The organism is Streptomyces sp. NPDC107528 (assembly GCF_055639295.1).
Genome location: NZ_JBVKAV010000002.1, coordinates 298,384 through 321,117, shown reverse-complemented (window position 1 = coordinate 321,117; position 22,734 = coordinate 298,384). Strand labels below are relative to the sequence as shown.

The 22,734-nt window shown below is 69.7% G+C and carries 21 protein-coding genes and 1 pseudogene; 12 read left to right on the top strand and 10 right to left on the bottom strand.

The window, feature by feature from the left end; all coding sequences use genetic code 11:
* Positions 1-36 precede the first annotated feature (36 nt).
* Positions 37-495 carry a peroxiredoxin gene (locus ACZ7L5_RS06510; protein ID WP_471514924.1) on the bottom strand — a complete coding sequence of 153 codons (459 nt, stop codon included), beginning with the start codon at positions 493-495 and terminating at the stop codon, positions 37-39.
* Positions 496-667: 172 nt separating this feature from the next.
* A complete protein-coding gene (locus ACZ7L5_RS06505; protein ID WP_328428043.1) occupies positions 668-1,105 on the bottom strand; it encodes a DUF3052 domain-containing protein in 438 nt (145 codons plus the stop codon).
* A gap of 354 nt (positions 1,106-1,459) precedes the next feature.
* On the opposite strand from ACZ7L5_RS06505, the gene aceE reads away from it, so the two are divergent.
* Entirely contained in the window at positions 1,460-4,207 is a 2,748-nt protein-coding gene (gene aceE, locus ACZ7L5_RS06500; protein WP_471514922.1) for a pyruvate dehydrogenase (acetyl-transferring), homodimeric type, read from the top strand.
* Positions 4,208-4,291: 84 nt separating this feature from the next.
* A complete protein-coding gene (locus tag ACZ7L5_RS06495; protein ID WP_471514920.1) occupies positions 4,292-5,053 on the top strand; it encodes a potassium channel family protein in 762 nt (253 codons plus the stop codon).
* 583 nt (positions 5,054-5,636) lie between these two features.
* Here the strand turns inward: ACZ7L5_RS06495 and ACZ7L5_RS06490 are convergent.
* Both ACZ7L5_RS06490 and ACZ7L5_RS06485 read right to left on the bottom strand, forming a co-directional pair.
* Complete coding sequence (locus ACZ7L5_RS06490) at positions 5,637-5,942, bottom strand: small hydrophobic protein (protein WP_363035844.1); 306 nt, start codon at positions 5,940-5,942, stop codon at positions 5,637-5,639.
* A gap of 202 nt (positions 5,943-6,144) precedes the next feature.
* On the bottom strand, positions 6,145-7,764 hold the full coding sequence (locus ACZ7L5_RS06485; RefSeq protein WP_363035842.1) for an MFS transporter: 1,620 nt from the start codon (positions 7,762-7,764) through the stop codon (positions 6,145-6,147).
* A gap of 66 nt (positions 7,765-7,830) precedes the next feature.
* Here ACZ7L5_RS06485 and ACZ7L5_RS06480 point away from each other — a divergent pair, with 66 nt between their 5' ends.
* From ACZ7L5_RS06480 to ACZ7L5_RS06470, 3 genes are all read left to right on the top strand, one after another.
* On the top strand, positions 7,831-8,457 hold the full coding sequence (locus ACZ7L5_RS06480; protein WP_471514918.1) for a TetR family transcriptional regulator: 627 nt from the start codon (positions 7,831-7,833) through the stop codon (positions 8,455-8,457).
* A gap of 93 nt (positions 8,458-8,550) precedes the next feature.
* Positions 8,551-9,774: an alpha/beta hydrolase gene (locus ACZ7L5_RS06475; protein ID WP_471514916.1), complete on the top strand. Its 1,224-nt coding sequence runs from the start codon at positions 8,551-8,553 to the stop codon at positions 9,772-9,774.
* Between the two features lie 57 nt (positions 9,775-9,831).
* Entirely contained in the window at positions 9,832-10,698 is an 867-nt protein-coding gene (locus ACZ7L5_RS06470) for a DUF4429 domain-containing protein (protein WP_471515830.1), read from the top strand.
* A 141-nt stretch (positions 10,699-10,839) separates the two neighbouring features.
* Here the strand turns inward: ACZ7L5_RS06470 and ACZ7L5_RS06465 are convergent, their stop codons facing one another.
* The gene (locus ACZ7L5_RS06465; RefSeq protein WP_471514914.1) at positions 10,840-11,853 is read right to left on the bottom strand and encodes an aldo/keto reductase; all 1,014 of its coding nucleotides are present in this window, start codon (positions 11,851-11,853) and stop codon (positions 10,840-10,842) included.
* Positions 11,850-12,383, bottom strand: a complete 534-nt coding sequence (locus ACZ7L5_RS06460; RefSeq protein ID WP_471514912.1) for a MerR family transcriptional regulator — start codon at positions 12,381-12,383, stop codon at positions 11,850-11,852. The genes ACZ7L5_RS06465 and ACZ7L5_RS06460 overlap by 4 nt, the downstream gene beginning before the upstream one ends.
* 97 nt (positions 12,384-12,480) lie before the next feature.
* Here ACZ7L5_RS06460 and ACZ7L5_RS06455 point away from each other — a divergent pair, with 97 nt between their 5' ends.
* Both ACZ7L5_RS06455 and ACZ7L5_RS06450 read left to right on the top strand, forming a co-directional pair.
* Positions 12,481-12,951 carry a GNAT family N-acetyltransferase gene (locus tag ACZ7L5_RS06455; RefSeq protein ID WP_363035833.1) on the top strand — a complete coding sequence of 157 codons (471 nt, stop codon included), beginning with the start codon at positions 12,481-12,483 and terminating at the stop codon, positions 12,949-12,951.
* A 19-nt stretch (positions 12,952-12,970) separates the two neighbouring features.
* Positions 12,971-13,786 carry a serine hydrolase domain-containing protein gene (locus tag ACZ7L5_RS06450; RefSeq protein WP_328881947.1) on the top strand — a complete coding sequence of 272 codons (816 nt, stop codon included), beginning with the start codon at positions 12,971-12,973 and terminating at the stop codon, positions 13,784-13,786.
* Here the strand turns inward: ACZ7L5_RS06450 and ACZ7L5_RS06445 are convergent.
* From ACZ7L5_RS06445 to ACZ7L5_RS06435, 3 genes and pseudogenes are all read right to left on the bottom strand, one after another.
* Complete coding sequence (locus ACZ7L5_RS06445) at positions 13,758-14,735, bottom strand: MMPL family transporter (protein ID WP_471515828.1); 978 nt, start codon at positions 14,733-14,735, stop codon at positions 13,758-13,760. The genes ACZ7L5_RS06450 and ACZ7L5_RS06445 overlap by 29 nt on opposite strands.
* 141 nt (positions 14,736-14,876) lie before the next feature.
* A pseudogene (locus tag ACZ7L5_RS06440) lies at positions 14,877-16,013 on the bottom strand (MMPL family transporter); the annotation flags it as partial.
* An 85-nt stretch (positions 16,014-16,098) separates the two neighbouring features.
* Complete coding sequence (locus ACZ7L5_RS06435) at positions 16,099-16,761, bottom strand: pirin family protein (RefSeq protein WP_471515827.1); 663 nt, start codon at positions 16,759-16,761, stop codon at positions 16,099-16,101.
* A 200-nt stretch (positions 16,762-16,961) separates the two neighbouring features.
* On the opposite strand from ACZ7L5_RS06435, the gene ACZ7L5_RS06430 reads away from it, so the two are divergent.
* The 5 genes from ACZ7L5_RS06430 to fabF all read left to right on the top strand — a co-directional run bounded on the left by ACZ7L5_RS06430 (position 16,962) and on the right by fabF (position 21,953).
* Positions 16,962-18,167 carry a PucR family transcriptional regulator gene (locus ACZ7L5_RS06430; RefSeq protein WP_328881945.1) on the top strand — a complete coding sequence of 402 codons (1,206 nt, stop codon included), beginning with the start codon at positions 16,962-16,964 and terminating at the stop codon, positions 18,165-18,167.
* A gap of 89 nt (positions 18,168-18,256) precedes the next feature.
* Positions 18,257-19,186 carry an ACP S-malonyltransferase gene (locus tag ACZ7L5_RS06425; RefSeq protein WP_328881944.1) on the top strand — a complete coding sequence of 310 codons (930 nt, stop codon included), beginning with the start codon at positions 18,257-18,259 and terminating at the stop codon, positions 19,184-19,186.
* 15 nt (positions 19,187-19,201) lie between these two features.
* Positions 19,202-20,233, top strand: a complete 1,032-nt coding sequence (locus tag ACZ7L5_RS06420) for a ketoacyl-ACP synthase III (RefSeq protein ID WP_362377806.1) — start codon at positions 19,202-19,204, stop codon at positions 20,231-20,233.
* Positions 20,234-20,346: 113 nt separating this feature from the next.
* On the top strand, positions 20,347-20,595 hold the full coding sequence (locus tag ACZ7L5_RS06415) for an acyl carrier protein (protein WP_004001566.1): 249 nt from the start codon (positions 20,347-20,349) through the stop codon (positions 20,593-20,595).
* Between the two features lie 86 nt (positions 20,596-20,681).
* Entirely contained in the window at positions 20,682-21,953 is a 1,272-nt protein-coding gene (fabF, locus tag ACZ7L5_RS06410) for a beta-ketoacyl-ACP synthase II (protein WP_471514909.1), read from the top strand.
* A gap of 155 nt (positions 21,954-22,108) precedes the next feature.
* Here fabF and ACZ7L5_RS06405 read toward each other — a convergent pair whose 3' ends face one another.
* Positions 22,109-22,603, bottom strand: a complete 495-nt coding sequence (locus ACZ7L5_RS06405; protein ID WP_328881941.1) for a DUF3145 domain-containing protein — start codon at positions 22,601-22,603, stop codon at positions 22,109-22,111.
* Positions 22,604-22,734: the final 131 nt, after the last annotated feature.

The following is a 22,734-nucleotide window of genomic DNA, read 5'->3' as shown; positions in this document are numbered from 1 at the left end:
ATCACGGGTGTCGGTCACCAGAGGGACCGGACGGGATCAGAGGGTGTCGAGCGCCTTGACGTACTCGCTCAGGTCGCGCGCGTCCGGCAGGGCGTTCACGACGGTCCAGCGGACCACGCCCTCCTTGTCGATGACGAAGGTGCCGCGCACCGCGCAGCCCTTGTCCTCGGCGAAGACACCGTAGGCACGGCTGACCTCGCCGTGCGGCCAGAAGTCGCTGAGCAGCGGGTACTCAAGGCCCTCCTGCTCGGCGAAGACGCGCAGGGTGTGGATGGAGTCGTTGGAGACGGCGAGGACCTGCGTGTCGCGGTCGGAGAACTGCGGCAGGTTGTCACGCACCTCGCACAGCTCGCCGGTGCACACGCCGGTGAAGGCGAAGGGGTAGAAGAGCAGGACGACGTTCTGTGAACCGCGGAAGTCGGAGAGCTTCACGGTCGCGCCGTGGTTGTCCTTGAGCTCGAAGTCGGGGGCCTTGTCGCCGACCTGGATCGCCATCGTCGTGAATGTCCCTTCGGTGAGGCTGTTCGGGTGGCATCCACCCTACGCAGCGATCTCCGGGGCACACGCATGAGCCGGGCTGGACTTTGCAGTCCAGCCCGGCAAGGTGGGCCCGTACGGCCGCTCCGGCACCTACGGAGCCTCTCAGCCGTGGGTCACTTCGATTCGACTACTTCTTGGACTTCGCGGCCTTGGGCGTCACCAGCCGGCTGCCACTCCAGTCCTTGCCGACGCTGACGCTCTTGGACGCCGACAGACCCGCTGTGGTCGACGCTTCAGAGATGTCGCTGGGCTCCACGTAGCCATCACGGCCGGTCTTGGGCGTGAGGAGCAGGATCGAGCCGCCTTCTTCGATGTACGTGGTGGCGTCCACCAGCGCATCCGTCAGGTCGCCGTCCTCGTCGCGGAACCACAGCACCACGGCATCGGCTACGTCGTCGTAGTCCTCGTCCACGAGTTCGCTGCCGACGACTTCCTCAATGGACTCGCGGAGTTCCTGGTCTACGTCCTCGTCGTAGCCGATCTCCTGGACCACCTGCTCGGGCTGGAACCCCAGCCTGACGGCAGGGTTCGTCCGCTCCTCCGCGTGGTCCGCGGTCGCGCTCACGGGTTGCCTCCTGATCATGTCTTGGGAATAACTCAGCCACGCGCGTGCGCGAAGCATTGGCCGTAGTCCACACGGGCGGGGCGGATCGCGCAAGTACCCGGCCGTTCAGACCGCCGAAACGGTGACGTTCCTGAACGTGTCACCGCAACTCCAGGCACGCCACCATCGTCTCAAGGTGACGCCCGCCACACCAATCTGCCCCCTTTGTGCGTTTGGGAACCATCCATGGTCACTCCGCCGTTCACCAGGCCCCGGGTTACCTCACAGTAGAGATGACGTTTGGCGCCCCGAGGTACACGATGGGGAGCGGTGCAGACCATCAGAAACACGGCCCTCTGACAGGTAAGGAACAGCGTGGCTTCCGGATCAGATCGCAACCCGATCATCATTGGCGGCCTTCCGAGTCAGGTTCCTGACTTCGACCCCGAGGAAACCCAGGAGTGGCTCGACTCCCTCGACGCCGCCGTGGACGAGCGCGGCCGGGAGCGGGCCCGCTATCTGATGCTGCGGCTGATCGAGCGGGCCCGCGAGAAGCGCGTGGCCGTGCCCGAGATGCGCAGCACGGACTACGTCAACACGATCGCCACCAAGGACGAGCCGTTCTTCCCGGGCAACGAGGAGATCGAGCGCAAGATCCTGAACGCGACCCGGTGGAACGCCGCGGTCATGGTGTCCAGGGCCCAGCGCCCCGGCATCGGCGTCGGCGGCCACATCGCCACGTTCGCCTCCTCGGCCTCCCTCTACGACGTGGGCTTCAACCACTTCTTCCGCGGCAAGGACGAGGGCGACGGCGGCGACCAGGTCTTCTTCCAGGGCCACGCCTCCCCCGGCATCTATGCGCGCGCGTTCCTGCTGGACCGCCTCAGCGAGCAGAACCTCGACGCCTTCCGGCAGGAGAAGTCGAAGGCACGGCACGGCCTGTCCAGCTACCCGCACCCGCGGTCGATGCCGGACTTCTGGGAGTTCCCGACCGTGTCGATGGGCCTCGGCCCGATCGGCGCGATCTACCAGGCGCGGATGAACCGGTACATGGAGGCGCGCGGCATCGCGGACACCTCCAAGTCGCAGGTGTGGGCGTTCCTGGGCGACGGCGAGATGGACGAGCCGGAGTCGCTCGGCCAGCTGTCCATCGCCGCGCGCGAGGGCCTGGACAACCTCACCTTCGTGGTCAACTGCAACCTCCAGCGCCTCGACGGGCCGGTGCGGGGCAACGGCAAGGTCATCCAGGAGCTGGAGTCGATCTTCCGGGGCGCCGGGTGGAACGTCATCAAGCTGATCTGGGACCGCACCTGGGACCCGCTGCTCGCGCAGGACCGCGACGGCCTCCTGGTCAACCGGATGAACACCACGCCGGACGGCCAGTTCCAGACGTACGCCACCGAGACCGGCGGCTACATCCGCGACCACTTCTTCGGCGACGACCAGCGGCTGCGCACGATGGTCGAGGGCATGACCGACGACCAGATCCTCCACCTGGGCCGTGGCGGTCACGACCACAAGAAGATCTTCGCGGCGTTCTCGGCGGCCAAGGCGCACAAGGGTCAGCCGACGGTGATTCTGGCCAAGACGGTCAAGGGCTGGACGCTCGGTCCGAACTTCGAGGGCCGCAACGCCACGCACCAGATGAAGAAGCTGACGGTCGACGACCTCAAGCGCTTCCGCGACCGGCTGCACCTGCCGATCGCCGACAAGGACCTGGAGAGCGGGCTCCCGCCGTACTACCACCCGGGGCGGGACTCCGAGGAGATCCAGTACATGCACGACCGCCGCAAGGGGCTCGGCGGGTACGTCCCGACGCGTGTCGTGCGCTCCAAGCCGCTGGCGCTGCCGGACGACAAGACGTACGCGACCGTGAAGAAGGGCTCGGGGCACCAGTCCATCGCGACGACCATGGCCTTCGTCCGGCTCCTCAAGGACCTCATGCGGGACAAGGAGATCGGCCGGCGGTTCGTGCTGATCGCGCCGGACGAGTACCGCACGTTCGGCATGGACTCGTTCTTCCCGAGCGCGAAGATCTACAACCCGCTCGGCCAGCAGTACGAGTCGGTCGACCGAGAGCTGCTGCTCGCCTACAAGGAGTCGCCGCAGGGACAGATGCTGCACGACGGCATCTCGGAGGCGGGCTGCACGGCCTCACTGATCGCGGCGGGTTCGGCGTACGCCACGCACGGCGAGCCGCTGATCCCGGTGTACGTCTTCTACTCGATGTTCGGATTCCAGCGCACCGGCGACCAGTTCTGGCAGATGGCCGACCAGCTGGCGCGCGGTTTCGTGCTGGGCGCGACCGCCGGCCGTACGACCCTGACCGGTGAGGGTCTCCAGCACGCCGACGGCCACTCGCAGCTGCTCGCCTCGACGAACCCGGGCTGTGTCGCGTACGACCCGGCGTACTCGTACGAGATCGCGCACATCGTGCAGGACGGTCTGCGGCGGATGTACGGCGGGGACGCCGAACACCCCCACGGCGAGGACGTCTTCTACTACCTCACCGTCTACAACGAGCCGATCCAGCACCCGGCCGAGCCGCAGGACGTGGACGTCGAGGGCATCCTCAAGGGCGTCCACCGGATCAGCGAGGGCACTTCGGGGTCGATTCCGGCGCAGATCTTGGCGTCCGGTGTGGCGGTTCCCTGGGCCGTCGAGGCTCAGAAGCTCCTCGCCGAGGAGTGGGACGTCAAGGCGGACGTCTGGTCTGCGACGTCGTGGAACGAGCTGCGGCGCGAGGCCGTGGCGTGCGAGGAGCACAACCTGCTGCACCCGGAGGAGGAGCAGCGGGTGCCGTGGGTGACGCGGAAACTGAGCGGCGCCGAGGGTCCGTTCGTGGCCGTTTCCGACTGGATGCGGTCGGTGCCGGACCAGATCGCGCGGTGGGTGCCGGGGACGTACCAGTCGCTGGGTGCGGACGGGTTCGGCTTCGCGGACACCCGCGGTGCGGCGCGGCGCTTCTTCCACATCGACGCGCAGTCGATCGTGGTGGGGGTGCTCACCGAGCTGGCCAAGGAGGGCAAGGTGGACCGGTCGGTGCTGAAGCAGGCGATCGACCGCTACCAGCTGCTCGACGCGTCGGCGGCGGACCCGGGGCCCGCGGGCGGCGACGCGTAGCGTCCGTCAACTGCTCGATGGGGTGGTGTGCCCGAGGGTGACCTGCGGGCTACACCACCCCTTCACGTTTCCTACGATGCGGCCATGAAGCGACCGCTCGCGCAAGTCCGTTGGGAACGGTTCACCCAGCGACCCCTTTTCGCCCTCGCCCTGGCCTTTGCCGTGGCCTATGCCGTGCCGATCGTCTCGCCCGACGCGGGCCGGGACGTGGTGGACGTGTGCCTCGCGGTGGAGTGGGTGGTGTGGGGTGCGTTCGCGTTGGACTACGTGGTCCGGCTCGGACTCGCCGAGCGGCGCGGGGAGTTCGTGCGGTCGCACTGGCTGGACCTGGGCGCGGTGCTGCTGCCGGTGATACAGCCGCTTCGCTTGCTGCGGCTCGTGTCGACGCTGCTGCTGGTGGGGCAGCGGGCGCGGATGGCTTCGCAGATACGGCTGACCACGTATGTCGCCGGGGCGGTGGTCGGGCTGCTGATGTTCGGGTCACTGGCGGTGCTGTCCGTGGAGCGGGACTCGCCGAACGGGAACATCAAGACGCTGGGTGACGCCGTGTGGTGGTCGTTTACCACCATGACGACGGTCGGGTACGGGGATCATGCGCCGACCACCGGGGTGGGACGGATGCTCGCGGTGGGGCTGATGCTGTCCGGGATCGCCCTGCTGGGTGTCGTGACGGCCAACATCGCCGCATGGTTCATAGCGCGGTTCGAGAAGGACGACGTGGAGGAACGACGGCAGACGGAGGCGATACAGGTGCTGACGGAGGAGGTTCGGGCGCTCCGGGCGGAGGTTGCGCTGCTGTCGGGGGCGACTGTGCCGGGGCAGGTTGTCGAGAAGCGGCCACGTTGACCGATGGGGCGGGGTCGGCACGCTCGCCCGCGCCGGCGGAAGCGGGGCGGGTCGGCTCAGGTTGCTGGTGACAGCCCTGTTCAGCCGGAACCCCGGCAACGGGCTGACGCAGGGTCGGCGCGCTCGCCCGTGCCCACACGGGGTGCCGCTGCACCCGCCCGTACCGCCCCACCGGCACGCATGCCCGCGGCTCGGGGGCGCCGCCACTCGGGCACGGTTGCCTGTAGCCAGGCGGACACGGCGCCCGCGGCCGCACGGCACTGCCGCACGGCACTGGAGACGCAGCCACATCCGCAGCAGGGGGCACAGCCACACCGGCACAACGGTTGCCGCAGCGAGGTGGACCCGGACACTCGTGGCCGCATCGGCGTGCTGGGCGCGACGCCCCGGCCAATCCGCGCCGGCGGCGCAGGACCAAGGCACAATCCACCGCAGCCGTACGGGTCCGGGCACACCGGCCACGTCGGCACGCGTGCGCGCAGCCACCCCCGCGCAGTGGTCCGCGGCCATGCGGACCAGGCGCCCCTGGCCGACTCAGCAGGGTGGCCCGCAGTCGGCCCAGGCGCCTTCGCCCGCGGCTGTGTCAGAAGAAGCCGTAGCCCGGTGTCGCCGTTCCCGCCAGCCACAGGATGGCCAGCAGGGTGTCGATGGCGCCCAGGACCACCGCGACCAGAGCGGGGACGGGGCGGGCTCCTGACCAGGTTCGGCCCATGGCCAGCCAGCCGCAGATAATTGCTGCCGGGCCGAGGATCAGGCCCAGTACGAAGAAACCGGCGACCGCGCAGATGGTTCCGACGATCCCCAGAGTCGCGCGATCCGGCCCGGTCCGTGACCACGTCCGGCCACGTGAGCGGGGGTGCCTGCGCGTTCCGTGCGAGAAGCCCGCCATCGTCAACTCCCTGATTCGGCGTTCGACTTGGCGAGTACCCACGGTGCGCGGCTCATGCCTGCGCGTCCGGGCCTGTGGCGCGCCGACCCCCTCCGGCAGCGCGCCACAGGCCCTGGCTTGACCCACTGTGACCTGCACGCTTGCCGGAGGGGAGGGATCTTCGGCGGAGTCACTCTGATAGGCGAACTCCGGTGGAATCCCGTCAGATGTGGGCCGCGCCCGCACCCGCTTCCGCGTTCTCGCCCCGCTTGGTGAGGAACGCCACGAAGACCGCGACGACCGCCACACCGGCGGCGACCAGGGACGCCAGGCTCATGCCCGAGATGAACGTGTCGTGCGCGACGTCCGTGATCTTCGCGGCGATGGCGTCCGGCGTACCGGGAGCCAGCGGCGCCACGCCGACCTGGACCGCCTCGGAGGCCTGGGCCTCCTGCGCGGTGGTGAGCGGCGGCAGGCCCGCGGACGTCCAGTTACCGGCGAGGTCGCTGTCGACCTTGGAGGCCATGACGGCGCCCAGGACGGCCGTACCGAGGCTGCCGCCGATCTGCATCGCGGCCTGCTGGAGACCGCCGGCGACACCGGACAGCTCCATCGGCGCGTTGCCGACGATGACCTCCGTGGCGCCGACCATGACCGGCGCGAGGCCGAGGCCGAGCAGGGCGAACCAGACCGACATGATGCCGCTGCCGGTGTCCGTCTCCAGCGTGGACATGCCGTACATGGCGATCGCGGTGAGCGCCATGCCGCCCGCCAGCGGAACACGCGGACCGAACTTGGTGATCATCGCGCCCGCGAGCGGGGAGCCGACGATCATCATTCCGGTGAGCGGCAGCAGGTGCAGACCGGCGTCGATCGGGCTCATGCCGTGGACGTTCTGGAGGTAGAACGTCACGAAGAACAGGCCGCCCATGAACGCGATGGCCATCAGGACCATCAGCACGACACCCGCGGAGAGCGGGACCGAGCGGAAGAGGGCCAGCGGGATGAGAGGTTCCTTGACCCGCGTCTCCCAGAACGCGAAGAGCGCGAAGCCCACTACCGACCCTGCGATGAACAGCCACGTCTGACCGGCGCCCCAGCCCCACTCCGGGGCCTTGATCAGGGCCCAGACCAGGGAGAACATCGCCGCCGAGAGCAGGGCTATGCCGAGGATGTCGAAGGAGCGCGGCGCCTTCTCCGCACGGTGGTCCAGGAGGATCACGACGCCCAGGACGACGGCGAGGATGCCGACCGGCACGTTGATGAAGAACACCGACTGCCAGTTGACGTGCTCGACGAGGACACCGCCGAGGATCGGGCCGCCGGCGGTGGAGGCGCCGATGACCATGCCCCAGATGCCGATGGCCATGTTGAGCTTCTCGGCCGGGAAGGTGGCCCGCAGCAGGCCGAGCGCGGCCGGCATCAGCAGCGCGCCGAACAGGCCCTGGAAGACACGGAAGGTGACGACCGCCGCGATGCTGCTGGACAGGCCGATCGCACCAGAGGCGGCGGCGAAGCCGACCACACCGATCAGGAAGGTCTGACGGTGCCCGAACCGGTCACCGAGCTTGCCTGCGGTGATCAGGGCGACCGCGAGGGCGAGGAAGTAACCGTTGGTGATCCACTGGACCTGGGCGAAGGTGGCGCCGAGGTCCTTCTGGATGGCCGGGTTGGCGATGGCCACGATGGTGCCGTCGAGGGCCACCATCATGACCCCGACCGCGACGGTGATGAGAGTGAACCAAGGGTGGCCTCGCAGCCCCTTGGCCGGCGTCGCATCCGACGGGGCTACTGGCGCCCGGTCCCCCGGCCCCGTCGTTTTGATGGTGGTCTGACTAGTCATGCGTTCGAGGCTAATGACAGCCACTGACAATTGACAAACCAATTCACAAGTCGGTTACTGACACGTATGGAAACACTGCGCGAACGCAAGAAGCAGCGCACCCGGGAAGCACTGCTGCGTACCGCGCTGGAGCTCTTCACCACCCAGGGTTACGAGCACACCACCGTCGACGACATCGCGGCGGCCGTCGACGTGTCACAGCGCACGTTCTTCCGCTACTTCGCCGGCAAGGAGGAGGCCGCCCTCGCCCTCCAGGACATGACGGTGGCGCACTTCCTGGAGGCGGTGCGCGAGCGCCCGCCGCACGAGGCCCCCATGGAGGCGCTGCGCCAGGCGGTGCTGGAGGGCTGGGACACGCTCAACGAGGTGATCCAGTCCGTCGTACCCGTCGAGCTGTATCTGCGGATGTACCAGGTGGTCGAGTCGACACCCGTCCTGCTCGCCGCGCATCTGCGCCGCTCGGTGGAGATCGAGGAGGCGATCGCGCGCATCCTCGCCGAGCGCGAGGGGGTCGACCTCGACACCGATCCGCGACCGCGGCTGGCGGTGGCCCTCTTCGGCGGGGTGATGCGGCTGACGGAGCGTCAGTGGAGCTCCGGGGAGGACGTCAGCCTGGACGCCATGCGGGCACTGACCGTCTCACATCTCGAACAGGTGGGCCCGGCACTCAGCGAGAGCTGGCGAACACGCTGAGGTCATCGGCCCGTTTACAGCACCTTGATCGAAACGTGATACCTATCACTTGGTTAACGCGAGACCCTCTCGTTCTCCTAGTGTGTCCTCCCAGTGACTTCCTTCGACACGTCCCCGCAACTGAACGTCTGGCGCGCCCTGCTCGCACTGGCCGTGGTGTTCGTGATGCTGGCGACCACCGGCTGGACCGCTCTGCGCCACCACCGGAGCGCCGCACCGCTGCAGGCCTCGGTCAGCGCCTGGGAGCACGGCAGCATCGCCGGACGCGCCCTGCCGGACGTCGGCTCCTCCCCCACGAAGCTCGCCCGGTTCTTCGCCTCGCTCACCGATGCGCAGCGCGCCGGCCTCGTGCAGCGCTATCCGCTCGCGGTCGGCAACATGAACGGCGCGCCGGTCGAGCTGCGCTACAACGCCAACCGCGTCGCGCTCGACCAGGCCCGCAAGGTCGAGCGCAAACGCATGCACGACGAACGGCTCACGCCCTCCGGTCAGCGCGAGGCCGGGCGCCGTATGCACCGATTCGAAGCGATGATGGAGCCGGACCGGCACATCCTCGCCTTCGACCCGGACGGCGCGGGACGCGTCGCGGAGGTGTTCGGCGATCTGAACCGGGCCGAGCGGATCTCGGTCGTCGTCCCCGGCGTCGACACCGACGTGCTCACCTTCCAGCGCACCAACACCAGCCGCAAGTACTCCGCCCCGGTCGGCATGGCGCAGTCCCTGTACGCGACCGAGCGCGAGGTCAGCCCCTCGACACGCACGGCCGTGATCGCCTGGGCCGACTACACCTCCCCCGGCGGACTCGGCATCGAGTCGGCGACCGCGATGCGGGCGCAGAGCGGGGCCGTACGTCTGAACGCGCTGGTGCGCGGCCTGCCCGGCAGCTCGCCTGTTTCCCTCTTCTGCCACAGCTACGGCTCGGTGCTGTGCGGCCTCGCCGCGCCCGAGCTGCCGGACCGCGTGGCCGACATAGCGGTGGCCGGCAGCCCCGGCATGCGGGTCGCGAAGGCATCCCACCTGCACACGTCCGCGCATGTGTGGGCGATGCGGGACGCGGACGACTGGGTCCAGGACGTGCCGTATCTCGAGGTCGGCGGGCTGGGGCACGGCGAGGACCCGGTGTCTTCGGCGTTCGGGGCGCGCGTGCTGTCGGCGCGCGAGGCGAAGGGACACGGCGGCTACTTCGAGCCGGGTACGGACAGTGTGGCGAACTTCGCCGAGATCGGAGTTGGCGCATATGACTCCGTGCAGTGCGCGGACGATGCCGAGGCCTGTCGGGTGGGTTTGTCCGACACGGCGTCGGCCGGACGCGCGTAGAAGCACAGGAATTGCGGTCTGCGCGGGGTGGCGACGGAGGAGCACGTGCCGCATACGATGAGCCGCATGGGTGACGTACTGGCCGGATTTCATGCCGCCTGGGAGTTCGAGTCCGACTCCGTGCTCATCCGTTACGAACGCGGGATTCGAACACCCAAGCTGTTTCAGGCGCTTGGGGAACGCCGGGTGCCGCTGGAGGCGATCGCCGGGGTGACGCTGACTCCGGGCAGGCGCGGGACGGTCGTGCTGCGCGTCGAACTGCGGCCCGGTGCCGATCCGTTGATGGAGGCGGCCGCCGGGCAGCTGAAGGAGGGCGGCGATCCGTATCGGCTGGTGCTGCCTGCCGAGCGGGAGACCCTGGCCGAGTACTACGCCGACGAGTTGCGGGCGCAGCTGAAGGCGTCGGGCGCGGCGGACGAGTTCCTCGTGGACGCGCCGGAAGTGCCGTTGTCGTTCAAGGCGTACGACGGGAAGGCGTCCTTCGACGGCGAGAACGTGCGCTTCAGGTGGTTCTGGACCGGAGCCTCGTCGGCGAAGTGGAAGGCGGGGGATCAGAGCTTTGCCGTCGCCGAGTTGAGCGGGGTCGAGTGGCGGTCACCGGAAGTCTTCGAGGGGCATCTGCGGTTGCTGCGGCGGGACTCCGTGGACGACCAGCCCGCGCAGGTCGATCATGATCCGGCGGCTGTGGTGTTCGGGCTGGGGTACGGGCCGGTGCACGAGTCGTTGCCGTTCGCTGCGGCGGTGTTGTCCGCGGTGCGGGACCGCTCCGCGGGGGACGCGGCTGTCCCGGCTGCGGCTGTGCCGCGCCGGGATCCTGCCGACATCGCCGAGCGGATTCGTCACCTCGGGGAGTTGCATCAGGCCGGGTTGGTGACGGATGAGGAGTTCTCGTCCAAGAAGGCTCAGTTGTTGGCGGAGTTGTAGGGCCAGCTCGTCTGCCGGGTTCTGCTGTTCGGCGGGTGCGGGCCCGATGTGGCTGGTCGCGCAGTTCCCCGCGCCCCTGACGGCGTTGCGGCTCCCGGCGCCTTCAAAGGCGCACTCACTCCCCGCCGGCCAAGGACGTACTCACTCCCTGCCCGCGGACGTGAAGGACATGTCCGTGTAGCGGTTGCCGGAGACCTTCGCCGCGATCGGCTCCAGCAGGGCCAGCTCCTCCTCGCCCAGCACGATCCTTGTCGCCGCCGCGTTCTCCGCCACCCTGGCCGGCTTGCGTGTGCCCGGGATCGGGACGATCGGCAGGCCGTGGACCGAGGCTCGTTGCTGCACCCAGGCCAGCGCGATCTGGCCGAGGGTGGCGCCGTGGGCCTCGGCGACCGTGCGGATCGGGTCCAGGAGTGCGGCGTTGGCCGCCGCGTTCTCGCCGGTGTAGCGGGGCTGTTGGCGGCGGAAGTCACCGGCCGTCAGGTCCTCGGCCTTGGCGAACGAGCCGGTGAGGAAGCCGCGGCCCAGCGGGGAGTAGGGGACCAGGGTCACGCCCAGGTCGCGGGCTGCCGGGACCACGCTCGCCTCGATGTCCCGGCTGAACAGGGACCACTCCGACTGCACGGCCGCGATGGGGTGGACGGCGTGGGCGGCGCGCAGTTCCGTCGCCGTCACCTCGCTCAGGCCCAGGTGCTTGACCTTGCCCTCGCGGACCAGTTCCGCCATGACGGCGACGGTCTCCTCCAGAGGAACGTCCACGTCACGGCGGTGCATGTAGTAGAGGTCGATCGCCTCGACGTCGAGGCGCTTGAGGCTCGCCTCGATGCACTGGCGGATGTAGGGCGTGTCGTTGCGGATGATCCGCTTCGTGGGGTCGTCGGGGTGAATCGCCAGGCCGAACTTGGTGGCGATGACGACCTCGTCGCGGTGCGCCTTGAAGAAGGGGGCGAGGAACTTCTCGTTCTCGCCGGCGCCGTACGCGTCCGCCGTGTCGTACAGCGTGACGCCCAGTTCGAGTGCCCGCTCCAGGGTCGCCCTGGACTCGCCCGCGTCGGAGGGGCCGTACCCGAAGTTCATGCCCATGCAGCCGAGGCCCTGGACCCCCACCTCGGGGCCCTGCGCGCCGAGTCGTGCTGTCGCGATCCTGCTGTCCGTCATCCGGCCTGCTCCGCCTTCTCCTGCTCGTACGTGTCCTGCTTGTACGTGTCCTGCTTGTACGTGTCCTGCTTGTACGTGTCCTGCTCGTACAGACGGCCCGCGTCCGCGTAGAAGCTGATCTTCCGGTCGAGCACGGCCAGCGTGTCCTGGAGCTCGGCGATCCGGGCGAGGACGTCGCGGCGGGTGGTCTCCAGGAGCTCGAAGCGCGCGCCGAACGTGTGGTCGCCCTCGCGCACCAGCTCGGCGTACCGGACCATGTCGGCGACCGGCATGCCGGTCAGCCGCAGCTTGCCGACGAGGTCGAGCCAGTCCAGGTCACGGTTGCTGTAGCGGCGCTGACCCGTGTGCGAGCGGTCGATGTGCGGCATGAGGCCGATCCGCTCGTACCAGCGCAGGGTGTGGGCCGTCAGGCCGGTGAAGGCGACGACCTCGCTGATCGTGTAACTGTCCTGGCCCGCCGGCCGCCGGTGCGGATGCGGCGGGGCGGCACAACTGTCGGTCCTGGTGCTCGTGGTCTCCATCACCGTCATGCGTTCCACGCTATGGCCTTGGAGTGCGCTCCAAGCAAGCGGAAACGGTAAGAAAACCGCGGGACATGGCGTGATCAGCGTGGTTAGCGTGCGGGGCATGAGTCTCGTACGCCGTGCCCTGCCCGAGGACGCCGCCGAAGTGCTGCGGCTGCGTCAGGTGATGATCGACTCGCTGGCCCGGACGGCCGGGGCGACTCAGTGGCACGGGGAGGCGCTGCCGACGCTGCGGGCCAGGCTCGCCGAGCCTCAGGGAGACTTCGCGGCGTTCGTCGTCGATCACCCCGAGCGGCCGGGGACGCTGGCCGCGCTGGTGGCGGGGACGCTGGAGTACCGGATCGGCCGGGCCGGCCACCCGCACGGGATGATCGGGTACGTCTTCAGCGTCGCCACCGACCCGGACGCCCGGCGCCGCGGGTACGCGCGCGCGTGCATGGAGGAGCTGCTCGACTGGTGCCGCGAACGGGGTGCCAGTCACGTCATGCTCACCGCGTCCGCCGACGCCGAGCCGATGTACACGGCACTCGGCTTCACCCGGGACTCGGACCCCTCGATGCGGCTCTACCTGTGAGCGGCTTAGGCTCACAGGCATGTCGCTGAGCAGCCTCGCACTGATCGATAACTGGCCGGTTCCCTCCGCCGCGGCGGGTGTCGTACGGGCGGACGGCACGGTCCTGGGTACGCACGGCCCGGTCGCGCACCGCTTCCCGCTGGCCTCGGTCACCAAGCCGCTGGCCGCCTACGCGGTCCTCGTCGCGTACGAGGAAGGGGCCGTCGAGCTCGACGAACCGGCCGGGCCGCAGGGCTCGACGGTGCGGCATCTGCTCGCGCACACCTCGGGGCTGGCCTTCGACGAGCACCGGGTGACGGCCCCGCCCGGGGAGCGGCGGCTGTACTCGAATGCCGGGTTCGAGCAGCTCGGAGACCATGTGGCCAAGGCGACGGACATCCCGTTCGGGGAGTATCTGCGGCAGGCGGTGCTGGAGCCGCTGGGCATGACGGCCACGTCGCTGGAGGGCTCCCCGGCGAAGGACGGGGTGTCGACGGTCGAGGATCTGCTGCGGTTCGCGGCGGAGGTGCAGGCGCCGCGGCTGCTGGACCCGCGGACGGTGGCGGCGGCGATGACCGTGCAGTACCCGGGGACGAAGGGTGTGCTGCCGGGGTACGGGCACCAGAACCCGAACGACTGGGGGCTCGGCTTCGAGATCCGGGACGGCAAGTCGCCGCACTGGACGGGTTCGGCGTCCTCGCCGCGCACCTTCGGGCACTTCGGTCAGTCGGGCACGTTCCTGTGGATCGACCCGGACGCCGGGGCGGCCTGCGTCGCGCTGGCGGACCGGGCGTTCGGGCCGTGGGCGGCCGAGGTCTGGCCCGGCTTCACGGACTCGGTTCTCGCCGAGCTGTAGTCCCGTCCGCCGCGAGGGCCTCGCCCTCCCCTTCGGTGTCGATGTGCGGCAGCAGCCGGTCCAGCCAGTGGGGCGTCCACCAGGCGTGCGGGCCCAGCAGCGTCATCACGGCGGGCACCATGAGCAGCCGGACCACCGTGGCGTCGATGAGCACACTGACGGCGAGGCCCAGCCCCAGCATCTTGACCACGATGTTGTCGCTGATGATGAACGCCGCGAAGACGCTCACCATGATCAGCGCGGCGCAGGTGATGACGCGTGCGGTGATCTCCAGCGCGTGGGCGACCGAGTCCTTCGCGTTCCCGGTGCGCAGCCAGGCCTCGTGCACGCGGGACAGCAGGAAGATCTCGTAGTCCATGCTGAGCCCGAAGATGATGGCGAACATCATCATCGGCACATAGCTCTCGATGGGCACCTTCCCGTGGACGCCCAGTGCGGGCCCGCCCCAGCCCCACTGGAACACGGCGACGACGACGCCGTACGAGGCCGCGATCGACAGGACGTTGAGGACGGCCGCCTTCACGGCGACGAGCAGGCCGCGGAAGACCGCGAGGACGATCAGGAAGGCGAGGCCGACCACGACGGCGATGATCACCGGCAGCCGCTGGGCGATGATGTCGCGGAAGTCGACCTGGACGGCCGTCGTCCCGGTGACGTAGCCCTTGGCATCGGTGCCGGAGGCGGCGTCGGGGAGGGTGTGGTCGTAGAGCCGGTTCGTGAGGTTGGTGGTGTCCTTGTTCTGCGGGGACACCGACGAGTAGACCGTGCCGACCAGGACGTCGCCGTCCTGCGTCGGCATCAGCGGGCTGACGAAGGACGTCCCGGGCTCGTCGTTCAGGGCCTGCTGGATCTTCGAGGCCAGGTCCGAGCGCTGCGAGTCCGGTACGGAGGTCTGGTCGACGACGACGGTGAGCGGCCCGTTGGAGCCGGCGCCGAACGCGTCGGTCATCAGATCGAAGGCCCGCCGGTCGGTGAAGGACTTGGGGTCGGCGCCGTCGCCGATGTGGCCGAGTTGGATCGAGAAGACGGGGATGGCCAGCACCGCGACGGTGACGACGCCGGCGGACAGGTACCGCCACGGATGGTGCTCGACGCGCTTGGCGTAGCGGTGCCAGGTCCCCTCGGACGTGTCGCTGCCGGCCTCGGTCTCGGCGATGGGCTTGCGCACATGCCAGCGGTCGATGTTGCGGCCGATCAGCCCCAGCAGGGCCGGGACCAGGGTCAGCGCGCCCAGGACGGCGGAGACGACCGTGACGGCCGCGGCGACGCCGAGCAGGCCGATGAAGCTCACGCCGGACACCCACAGGCCCATGAGGGCGACGATCACCGTGGTGCCGGAGACCAGGACCGCGCGTCCGGAGGTGGCGGCGGCGTGGCCGGCGGCGTGCACAGGGTCGGCGCCGTCCATGAGGTTCTGCCGGTGCCGGGTGAGCAGGAAGAGGGCGTAGTCGATGCCGACACCCAGGCCGATCATCGTGGCCAGGGTGGGCGAGACCGTGGCGAAGGTGAACGCGAGGGCAAGCAGTCCGAGGCAGGCCAGGCCGCCGACCACCGCGATCAGTGCGGTGACCAGGGGAAGTCCGGCGGCGAGCACACTGCCGAAGCCGATCAGCAGGACGACGATGGCCACCGCGAAGCCGATCAGCTCGCTGATCCGGTCGTTGCCGGCGGGACGGGCCAGCTCGCCGAGCGATCCGCCGTACTCGACGTCGACGCCGGCCTGTCTGAGCGGCTCCACAGCGCTGTCGACGCCGTTCAGGTAGCTCTCGCCGAGAAGGGAGGGCTGTTCGTTGAAGCGGATGGTGATGTAGCCGGTCTGCCCGTCCGAGGACAGCGGCCCGACCTTCGAGGAGGTGGCCTCAAGCGGGTTCTGCACCGACAGCACCTTCGGCAGCTTCTCCAGGTCGGCGACGGCGGTCGACATCTGCGAGCTGACCGAGGTCAGGGACTTGTCCGCGTCGTGCATGACGATCTGGCTGCTGTAGCCGCCGGCCTGCGGATCATGCTCCTTGAGGACGTCCAGGCCCTCCTCGGACTGCACGTCGGACAAGGCGAAGTTGTTCTCGTACTCCCCGCCGTGGATGTGGTTGAGAGCCTGGAGCACGCCGAGCGCCACGACCCAGGCGACGATCACGATCACGAAGTGGTGGGCGCACCACTCACCGAGCCGTCGCAGTCCCCCGGCCCGGGTCCGGTCCTGTCCCCCTGCTGCTCTGCCTTTTGCCATGGCCCCCGGCTCTTCTCTGCCGAGCGAGTGTCGGACCCCTTCATTTGAAGTCCCTGGGATCACTCCGGCATCCCGAGCCCCGCACCTACTGGGCCATTGGGGCCATCTCCCACACCAGCAGTTCCGCCGCGGTCACCGCGACGGCCTCCACGTCCTTGGCGTCCGTGATGCGCCCCGCGTCGCCGGCGCCCAGCTCCTCGCCGTCCAGGCGCACGTCGCCGCGCACGACATGCACGTACAGGAACGCCCCGTCCGGCACCGCCGTCCGCTCCCCCGCCCCCAGCCGCCGCACATGGAGCATCGCGCCCGCCTCCGGGACGGCGTACGGCGTCGAGTCCGCGATGCCATGGACGATCTCGTACGCCGGGTCGCCGCCCGGCGTCAGCGGGGCCAGCCAGGTCTGGATGAAGGTGAGGGGCGTGCCCGCGTCGTTGCGTTCGACGTGCCGTACGCCGCCCGCCGAGCTCAGCCGCTGGACGTCCCCGGGGCCGACCCGGGTCTCGTGGCCCGTGGAGTCGCGGTGGGTCAGTTCGCCCTCGACGACCCAGGTCACGATCTCGGTGTGGCTGTGGGGGTGCTCGTCGAAGCCGGCGCCGGGGGCGAGCCGCTCCTCGTTGCAGGCGATCAGCGCGCCGAAGCGGAGGTTGTCGGGGTCGTAGTGCGGGCCGAAGGAAAAGGCGTGGCGTGACTCGATGCCCGCTGCCGGATCCCCTCCGGGATAGCGCTCCGCGGCGCGCCGTACGTCCATCACGGGCACCACGGTAGCCCTGCCGGGCGGCCGGGCACGGCTAAGTGCCCACCAAGGCTCACTGTGCCGACGCGGAGGCCCGATGGGTCGAGCACGATCGCCGTCCCGACACCGGCTGAGGCGCCCCGGAGGCGACCGAGCCATCAAGCACAACCCCCCTCTGGCACGCACTCGCGTCCGGATAAGGCAGTCTTGTCCCCGTGCCCGAACCCGTATCCCGAAAGTCCGAACCCGCCGCGCGCGACGTCCACCAGCACGCAGCGACCCTGAAGCGGCTCGAGAAGTCCTCCGGATCGCTCGCCGCGCAGGCCATCACGCGGATGGACGAGACGCTGCCGTGGTACCGGGCCATGCCCCCGGAGAACCGTTCCTGGATCGGCCTCGTGGCCCAGGCCGGTATCGCCGCCTTCACCGAGTGGTTCCGGCATCCCGACGCGCCCCAGGCGATCTCCACCGACGTCTTCGGGACCGCCCCGCGCGAGCTGACCCGCGCGATCACCCTGCGCCAGACCGTCGAGATGGTGCGCACGACCATCGAGGTCATGGAGTCGGCCATCGACGAGGTCGCCGCTCCCGGCGACGAGAGCGTGCTGCGGGAGGCCCTGCTCGTCTACGCCCGGGAGATCGCCTTCGCCACCGCCCAGGTCTACGCCCAGGCCGCCGAGGCGCGCGGTGCCTGGGACGCGCGCCTGGAGTCGCTCGTCGTGAACGCCGTGCTCAGCGGCGAGGCCGACGAGGGAGCCGTGTCACGGGCCGCCGCACTCGGGTGGAACTCGCCCGAGCATGTGTGCGTGGTGCTCGGGACGGCGCCCGACGGGGACAGCGAGCTGACGGTCGAGGCCATCCGGCGGGCCGCCCGGCACGCGAAGCTCCAGGTGCTGACCGGGGTGCTCGGGGACCGGCTGGTCGTCATCGCGGGCGGCAGCGACAGCCCGCTCGCGGTCGCCAAGTCGCTGATCGGGCCGTATGCCGCGGGTCCCGTCGTCGCCGGGCCCGTCGTACCTGATCTGCTGGCCGCCACGCGGTCCGCACAGGCCGCGGCGGCCGGGCTGAAGGCGTGTACCGCCTGGCAGGACGCCCCGCGGCCGGTCCTGGCGGACGATCTGCTTCCGGAGCGTGCCATGGCGGGCGATCCCAGTGCGCGCGAGCAGTTGGTGGAGGAGATCTACAGACCGCTGGAGGAGGCCGGGTCGGCGCTTCTGGAGACGCTTTCCGTCTATCTCGAACAGGCGAGCAGTCTGGAGGGCGCCGCGCGGATGCTGTTCGTGCATCCCAACACCGTGCGCTACCGGCTTCGACGTGTGACTGACGTCACCGGCTGGTCGCCGTCCGATGTACGCTCCGCGTTCACTTTGCGGATCGCGCTGATCCTGGGGCGTCTGGTCGACGGCGATCTCCAGCTCTAGGCTTTTGTCGGGGGCCCACAAAACGCCCCCGTGTTCTTCGTCCTTGTCCTCACGGGCGGCCGTGCCCGTCCCCAAGAGAGAGTGTGAGAGTGCTCGTACTCGTCGCTCCCGGCCAGGGCGCCCAGACGCCCGGCTTCCTGACCCCCTGGCTCGAACTCCCCGGTGTCCGCGGTGCCCTCGAGGCATGGTCCGACGCCGTGCAGCTCGACCTCGTCCGCTACGGCACCGAGGGCGACGCGGAGGAGATCCGCGACACCTCGGTCGCCCAGCCGCTGCTGGTGGCTGCCGGGCTGGCCTCCGCGTACATGCTCTTCGACGACCCCGCCGAGCTGCCCCGGAAGGTCGGCGCGATCGCCGGGCACAGCGTCGGCGAGCTGACCGCCGCCGCCCTCGCCGGAGTGCTCCCCGACGAGGAGACCGTCCGGCTCGTCCGCGCTCGTGGCCTGGCCATGGCCGAGGCCGCCGCGATCACCGAGACCGGCATGTCGGCGCTGCTCGGCGGCGACCCCGAGGTCAGCGTCGCGCACCTGGAGAAGCTGGGCCTGACCCCGGCGAACATCAACGGCGCCGGGCAGATCGTGGCCGCCGGCACCATGGAGCAGCTCGCCGCGCTGAACGAGGACAAGCCCGAGGGCGTGCGCAAGGTCGTGCCGCTGAAGGTGGCCGGTGCCTTCCACACGCACCACATGGGCCCCGCCGTCGAGAAGCTCGCCGAGGCCGCCAAGGAGCTCGTCCCCGGCGACCCGCGGCTCACCTACGTCTCCAACAAGGACGGCAAGGCGGTCGCCACCGGCACCGAGGTGCTGGAGCGGCTCGTCGGGCAGGTCGCCAACCCGGTCCGCTGGGACCTGTGCATGGAGACCTTCAAGGAGCTCGGCGTCACGGCCCTGATCGAGGTGTGCCCGGGCGGCACGCTGACCGGTCTGGCCAAGCGCGCGCTGCCGGGTGTGAAGACCCTGGCCCTCAAGACCCCCGACGACCTGGACGCTGCTCGCGAGCTCATCGCAGAGCACGCCTGACAAGGAGCCCTGAGCATGGCGAAGCTGAAGCCCAGCAAGGGCGCCCCGTACGCGCGCATCCTCGGCGTCGGCGGGTACCGTCCGACCCGGGTCGTGCCCAACGAGGTGATCCTGGAGAAGATCGACTCGTCCGACGAGTGGATCCGTTCGCGCTCCGGCATCGAGACGCGGCACTGGGCGAACGACGAGGAGACCGTCGCCGCGATGTCGATCGAGGCGTCCGGCAAGGCGATCGCCGACGCGGGGATCGCCGCCGAGCAGATCGGCGGCGTCATCGTCTCGACCGTGTCGAACTTCCGGCAGACCCCGGCCGTCGCCACCGAGATCGCCGACAAGCTCGGCACGAACAAGGCAGCCGCCTTCGACATCTCGGCCGGCTGCGCGGGCTTCGGCTACGGCCTGACCCTCGCCAAGGGCATGATCGTCGAGGGTTCCGCCGAGTACGTCCTCGTCATCGGCGTGGAGCGCCTGTCCGACCTCACCGACCTGGAGGACCGTGCGACGGCCTTCCTGTTCGGCGACGGCGCCGGGGCGGTCGTGGTCGGTCCCGCCCAGGAGCCGCACATCGGTCCGACGGTGTGGGGCTCGGAGGGCGACAAGTCCGAGACGATCAAGCAGACGGTGCCGTGGGACCAGTTCCGGATCGGCGATGTCTCCAAGCTTCCGCTGGACAGCGAGGGCAACGTCAAGTTCCCCGCGATCACGCAGGAGGGCCAGGCGGTGTTCCGCTGGGCCGTGTTCGAGATGGCGAAGGTGGCCCAGCAGGCGCTGGACGCGGCCGGAATCACCTCGGACGACCTGGACGTCTTCATTCCGCACCAGGCCAACGAGCGGATCATCGACTCGATGGTGAAGACACTGAAGCTGCCGGAGCACGTCACGGTCGCCCGCGACGTACGCACCACCGGCAACACCTCGGCCGCCTCGATTCCGCTCGCGATGGAGCGGCTCCTGGCGACCGGTGAGGCGAAGAGCGGCGACACCGCACTAGTCATCGGATTCGGGGCGGGTCTCGTTTACGCCGCCACGGTCGTTACTCTCCCCTAGGCACTCCGTGCCGGATCATGCGAGCCGGCACGGGAAAACGCACCACCTGCCGCTGCTGCGGCGGGCGCGCCAAACCCTCTGAAGAACCTGAACAACAACGAAGGAGCGCCAAGATGGCCGCCACTCAGGAAGAGATCGTCGCCGGTCTCGCCGACATCGTGAACGAGATCGCCGGCATCCCGGTTGAGGACGTCCAGCTGGACAAGTCCTTCACCGACGACCTGGACGTCGACTCGCTGTCCATGGTCGAGGTCGTCGTCGCCGCCGAAGAGCGCTTCGACGTGAAGATCCCGGACGAGGACGTCAAGAACCTCAAGACCGTGGGCGACGCGACCGACTACATCCTCAAGCACCAGGGCTGATCCCCTGATCAGGCCCCAGGGCTGACTGCCCCGCCACCCGGCGGTGGCGCCGCTGAATCCTCGTATCCGTTGGAGAAAGAATTCCCGTGAGCTCGACCAATCGCACCGTGGTCGTCACCGGTATCGGCGCAACCACACCGCTGGGTGGCGACGCAGCCTCTACCTGGGAGGGCCTGATCGCCGGACGTTCCGGTGTCAAGCCCCTGGAGCAGGACTGGGCCGCCGACCAGGCGGTCCGTATCGCCGCGCCGGTCGCGGTGGAGCCGACCGAAGTCATCCCGCGGCCGCAGGCCCGCCGACTGGACCGCTCGGCGCAGTTCGCGCTGATCGCCGCGCAGGAGGCCTGGAAGGACGCCGGCTTCGAGGCGAAGGCCGGGGAGGACGCCACTGTCGACCCGGACCGCCTCGGTGCTGTCATCGCCTCCGGCATCGGCGGCGTGACGACCCTGCTCGACCAGTACGACGTGCTCAAGGAGAAGGGCGTCCGCCGCGTCTCCCCGCACACCGTCCCCATGCTGATGCCGAACAGCCCGTCCGCGAATGTGGGTCTGCTGGTGGGCGCCCGCGCGGGTGTGCACACGCCGGTCTCCGCCTGTGCGTCGGGCGCCGAGGCCATCGGCTACGCCATCGAGATGATCCGCTCCGGCCGCGCCGACGTCGTCGTCGCGGGTGGCACGGAGGCGGCGATCCACCCGCTGCCGATCGCCGCGTTCGGCAACATGATGGCGATGTCCAAGAACAACGAGAACCCGCAGGGTGCGTCGCGTCCCTACGACATCGCCCGCGACGGCTTCGTCCTCGGTGAGGGCGCCGGCGTGATCGTCCTGGAGTCCGCCGAGCACGCGGCCAAGCGCGGTGCCCGCGTGTACGCAGAGGCGGTCGGGCAGGGCATCTCGGCCGACGCGCACGACATCGTGCAGCCGGAGCCCGAGGGCCGCGGCATCTCGCACGCGCTGCAGAACCTGCTGGACCGCAACGACCTGAACCCGGCGGAGATCGTGCACGTCAACGCGCACGCGACGTCGACGCCGGCCGGTGACATCGCCGAGCTCAAGGCGCTGCGGAAGGTGTTCGGCGACGACGCCGACCACATGGCGGTGTCCGCGACGAAGTCGATGACCGGGCATCTGCTCGGTGGCGCCGGTGGCGTCGAGACGGTGGCGACGGTGCTCGCGCTGTACCACCGGGTCGCTCCGCCGACCATCAACGTCGAGAACCTCGACCCGGAGGCCGAGGCGAACGCCGACGTCGTCCGCGGTGAGGCGCGCAAGCTGCCCGTCGAGGGCCGGATCGCCGCGCTGAACGACTCGTTCGGCTTCGGCGGCCACAACGTGGTGCTGGCGTTCAGGACGGTCTGACTTTCCTGCCGTGAACGGCGAGTGGCCCGCACCCCGGGTTGGGGGCGGGCCACTCGCCGTTTCGTCATCTGCTGTGGGCCGGGTGCGGGCCGGTGGGGGGCTTCTCGCGCAGTTCCCCGCGCCCCTGAAACGCCCGGCGTCGCCGCCCTGCCTCTCTAGACCACCTGGTGGAGCCAGCGGACCGGGGCGCCCTCGCCCGCGTATCTGAAGGGCTCCAGTTCGTCGTCCCACGGCTTCCCGAGCAGCTTGGCGATCTCTGCCTCCAGGTCCGTCTCGCCGTGCTGGGAGCGGGTCAGGGCGGCGCGCAGGCGGTCCTCCGGGATGAGGATGTCGCCGTGGATGCCGGTGACGGCGTGGAAGATGCCCAGGTCGGGGGTGCAGCTGTAGCGCTCGCCCTCGGCGGTGGGGCAGGGCTCGGCCGTGACCTCGAAGCGCAGGAGGTGCCAGCCGCGCAGGGCGGAGGCCAGCTTGGAGGCGGTGCCCGCCTCGGCCTGCCAGGAGAACTCCGAGCGCCAGGTGCCGGGCGCGGCCGGCTGCCGGATCCAGTCGAGGTTGACGCGCGTGCCGAGCACCCCGGCGACGGCCCACTCGACATGCGGGCACAGCGCGCGCGGCGCGGAGTGCACGTACAGAACTCCACGTGTCGTCACCGGGACCTCCGGGCAGAGCGGACATCTTGCGAACTGGCGGACGATAGTGGCCGGGCAGCCACGTTGATGGCGAGGCTACCGTGCGGCGGCGCAAGGAGTGTGACGTACCGTCGGTCCAGGTGCCGGGAAAC

Excerpts from the sequence above, each read along its gene's own strand:
- ACZ7L5_RS06490 (WP_363035844.1), bottom strand. The coding sequence starts at position 5,942 with ATGGCGGGCTTCTCGCACGGAACGCGCAGGCACCCCCGCTCACGTGGC.
- ACZ7L5_RS06455 (WP_363035833.1), top strand. The coding sequence starts at position 12,481 with ATGAGTCTCGTACGCCGTGCCCTGCCCGAGGACGCCGCCGAAGTGCTG.
- ACZ7L5_RS06450 (WP_328881947.1), top strand. The coding sequence starts at position 12,971 with ATGTCGCTGAGCAGCCTCGCACTGATCGATAACTGGCCGGTTCCCTCC.
- ACZ7L5_RS06435 (WP_471515827.1), bottom strand. The coding sequence starts at position 16,761 with ATGGACGTACGGCGCGCCGCGGAGCGCTATCCCGGAGGGGATCCGGCA.
- ACZ7L5_RS06460 (WP_471514912.1), bottom strand. The coding sequence starts at position 12,383 with ATGACGGTGATGGAGACCACGAGCACCAGGACCGACAGTTGTGCCGCC.
- ACZ7L5_RS06415 (WP_004001566.1), top strand. The coding sequence starts at position 20,347 with ATGGCCGCCACTCAGGAAGAGATCGTCGCCGGTCTCGCCGACATCGTG.
- ACZ7L5_RS06465 (WP_471514914.1), bottom strand. The coding sequence starts at position 11,853 with ATGACGGACAGCAGGATCGCGACAGCACGACTCGGCGCGCAGGGCCCC.
- ACZ7L5_RS06445 (WP_471515828.1), bottom strand. The coding sequence starts at position 14,735 with ATGACCGACGCGTTCGGCGCCGGCTCCAACGGGCCGCTCACCGTCGTC.
- ACZ7L5_RS06510 (WP_471514924.1), bottom strand. The coding sequence starts at position 495 with ATGGCGATCCAGGTCGGCGACAAGGCCCCCGACTTCGAGCTCAAGGAC.
- ACZ7L5_RS06495 (WP_471514920.1), top strand. The coding sequence starts at position 4,292 with ATGAAGCGACCGCTCGCGCAAGTCCGTTGGGAACGGTTCACCCAGCGA.
- ACZ7L5_RS06420 (WP_362377806.1), top strand. The coding sequence starts at position 19,202 with ATGGCGAAGCTGAAGCCCAGCAAGGGCGCCCCGTACGCGCGCATCCTC.
- ACZ7L5_RS06485 (WP_363035842.1), bottom strand. The coding sequence starts at position 7,764 with ATGACTAGTCAGACCACCATCAAAACGACGGGGCCGGGGGACCGGGCG.
- ACZ7L5_RS06480 (WP_471514918.1), top strand. The coding sequence starts at position 7,831 with ATGGAAACACTGCGCGAACGCAAGAAGCAGCGCACCCGGGAAGCACTG.
- ACZ7L5_RS06470 (WP_471515830.1), top strand. The coding sequence starts at position 9,832 with ATGAGCCGCATGGGTGACGTACTGGCCGGATTTCATGCCGCCTGGGAG.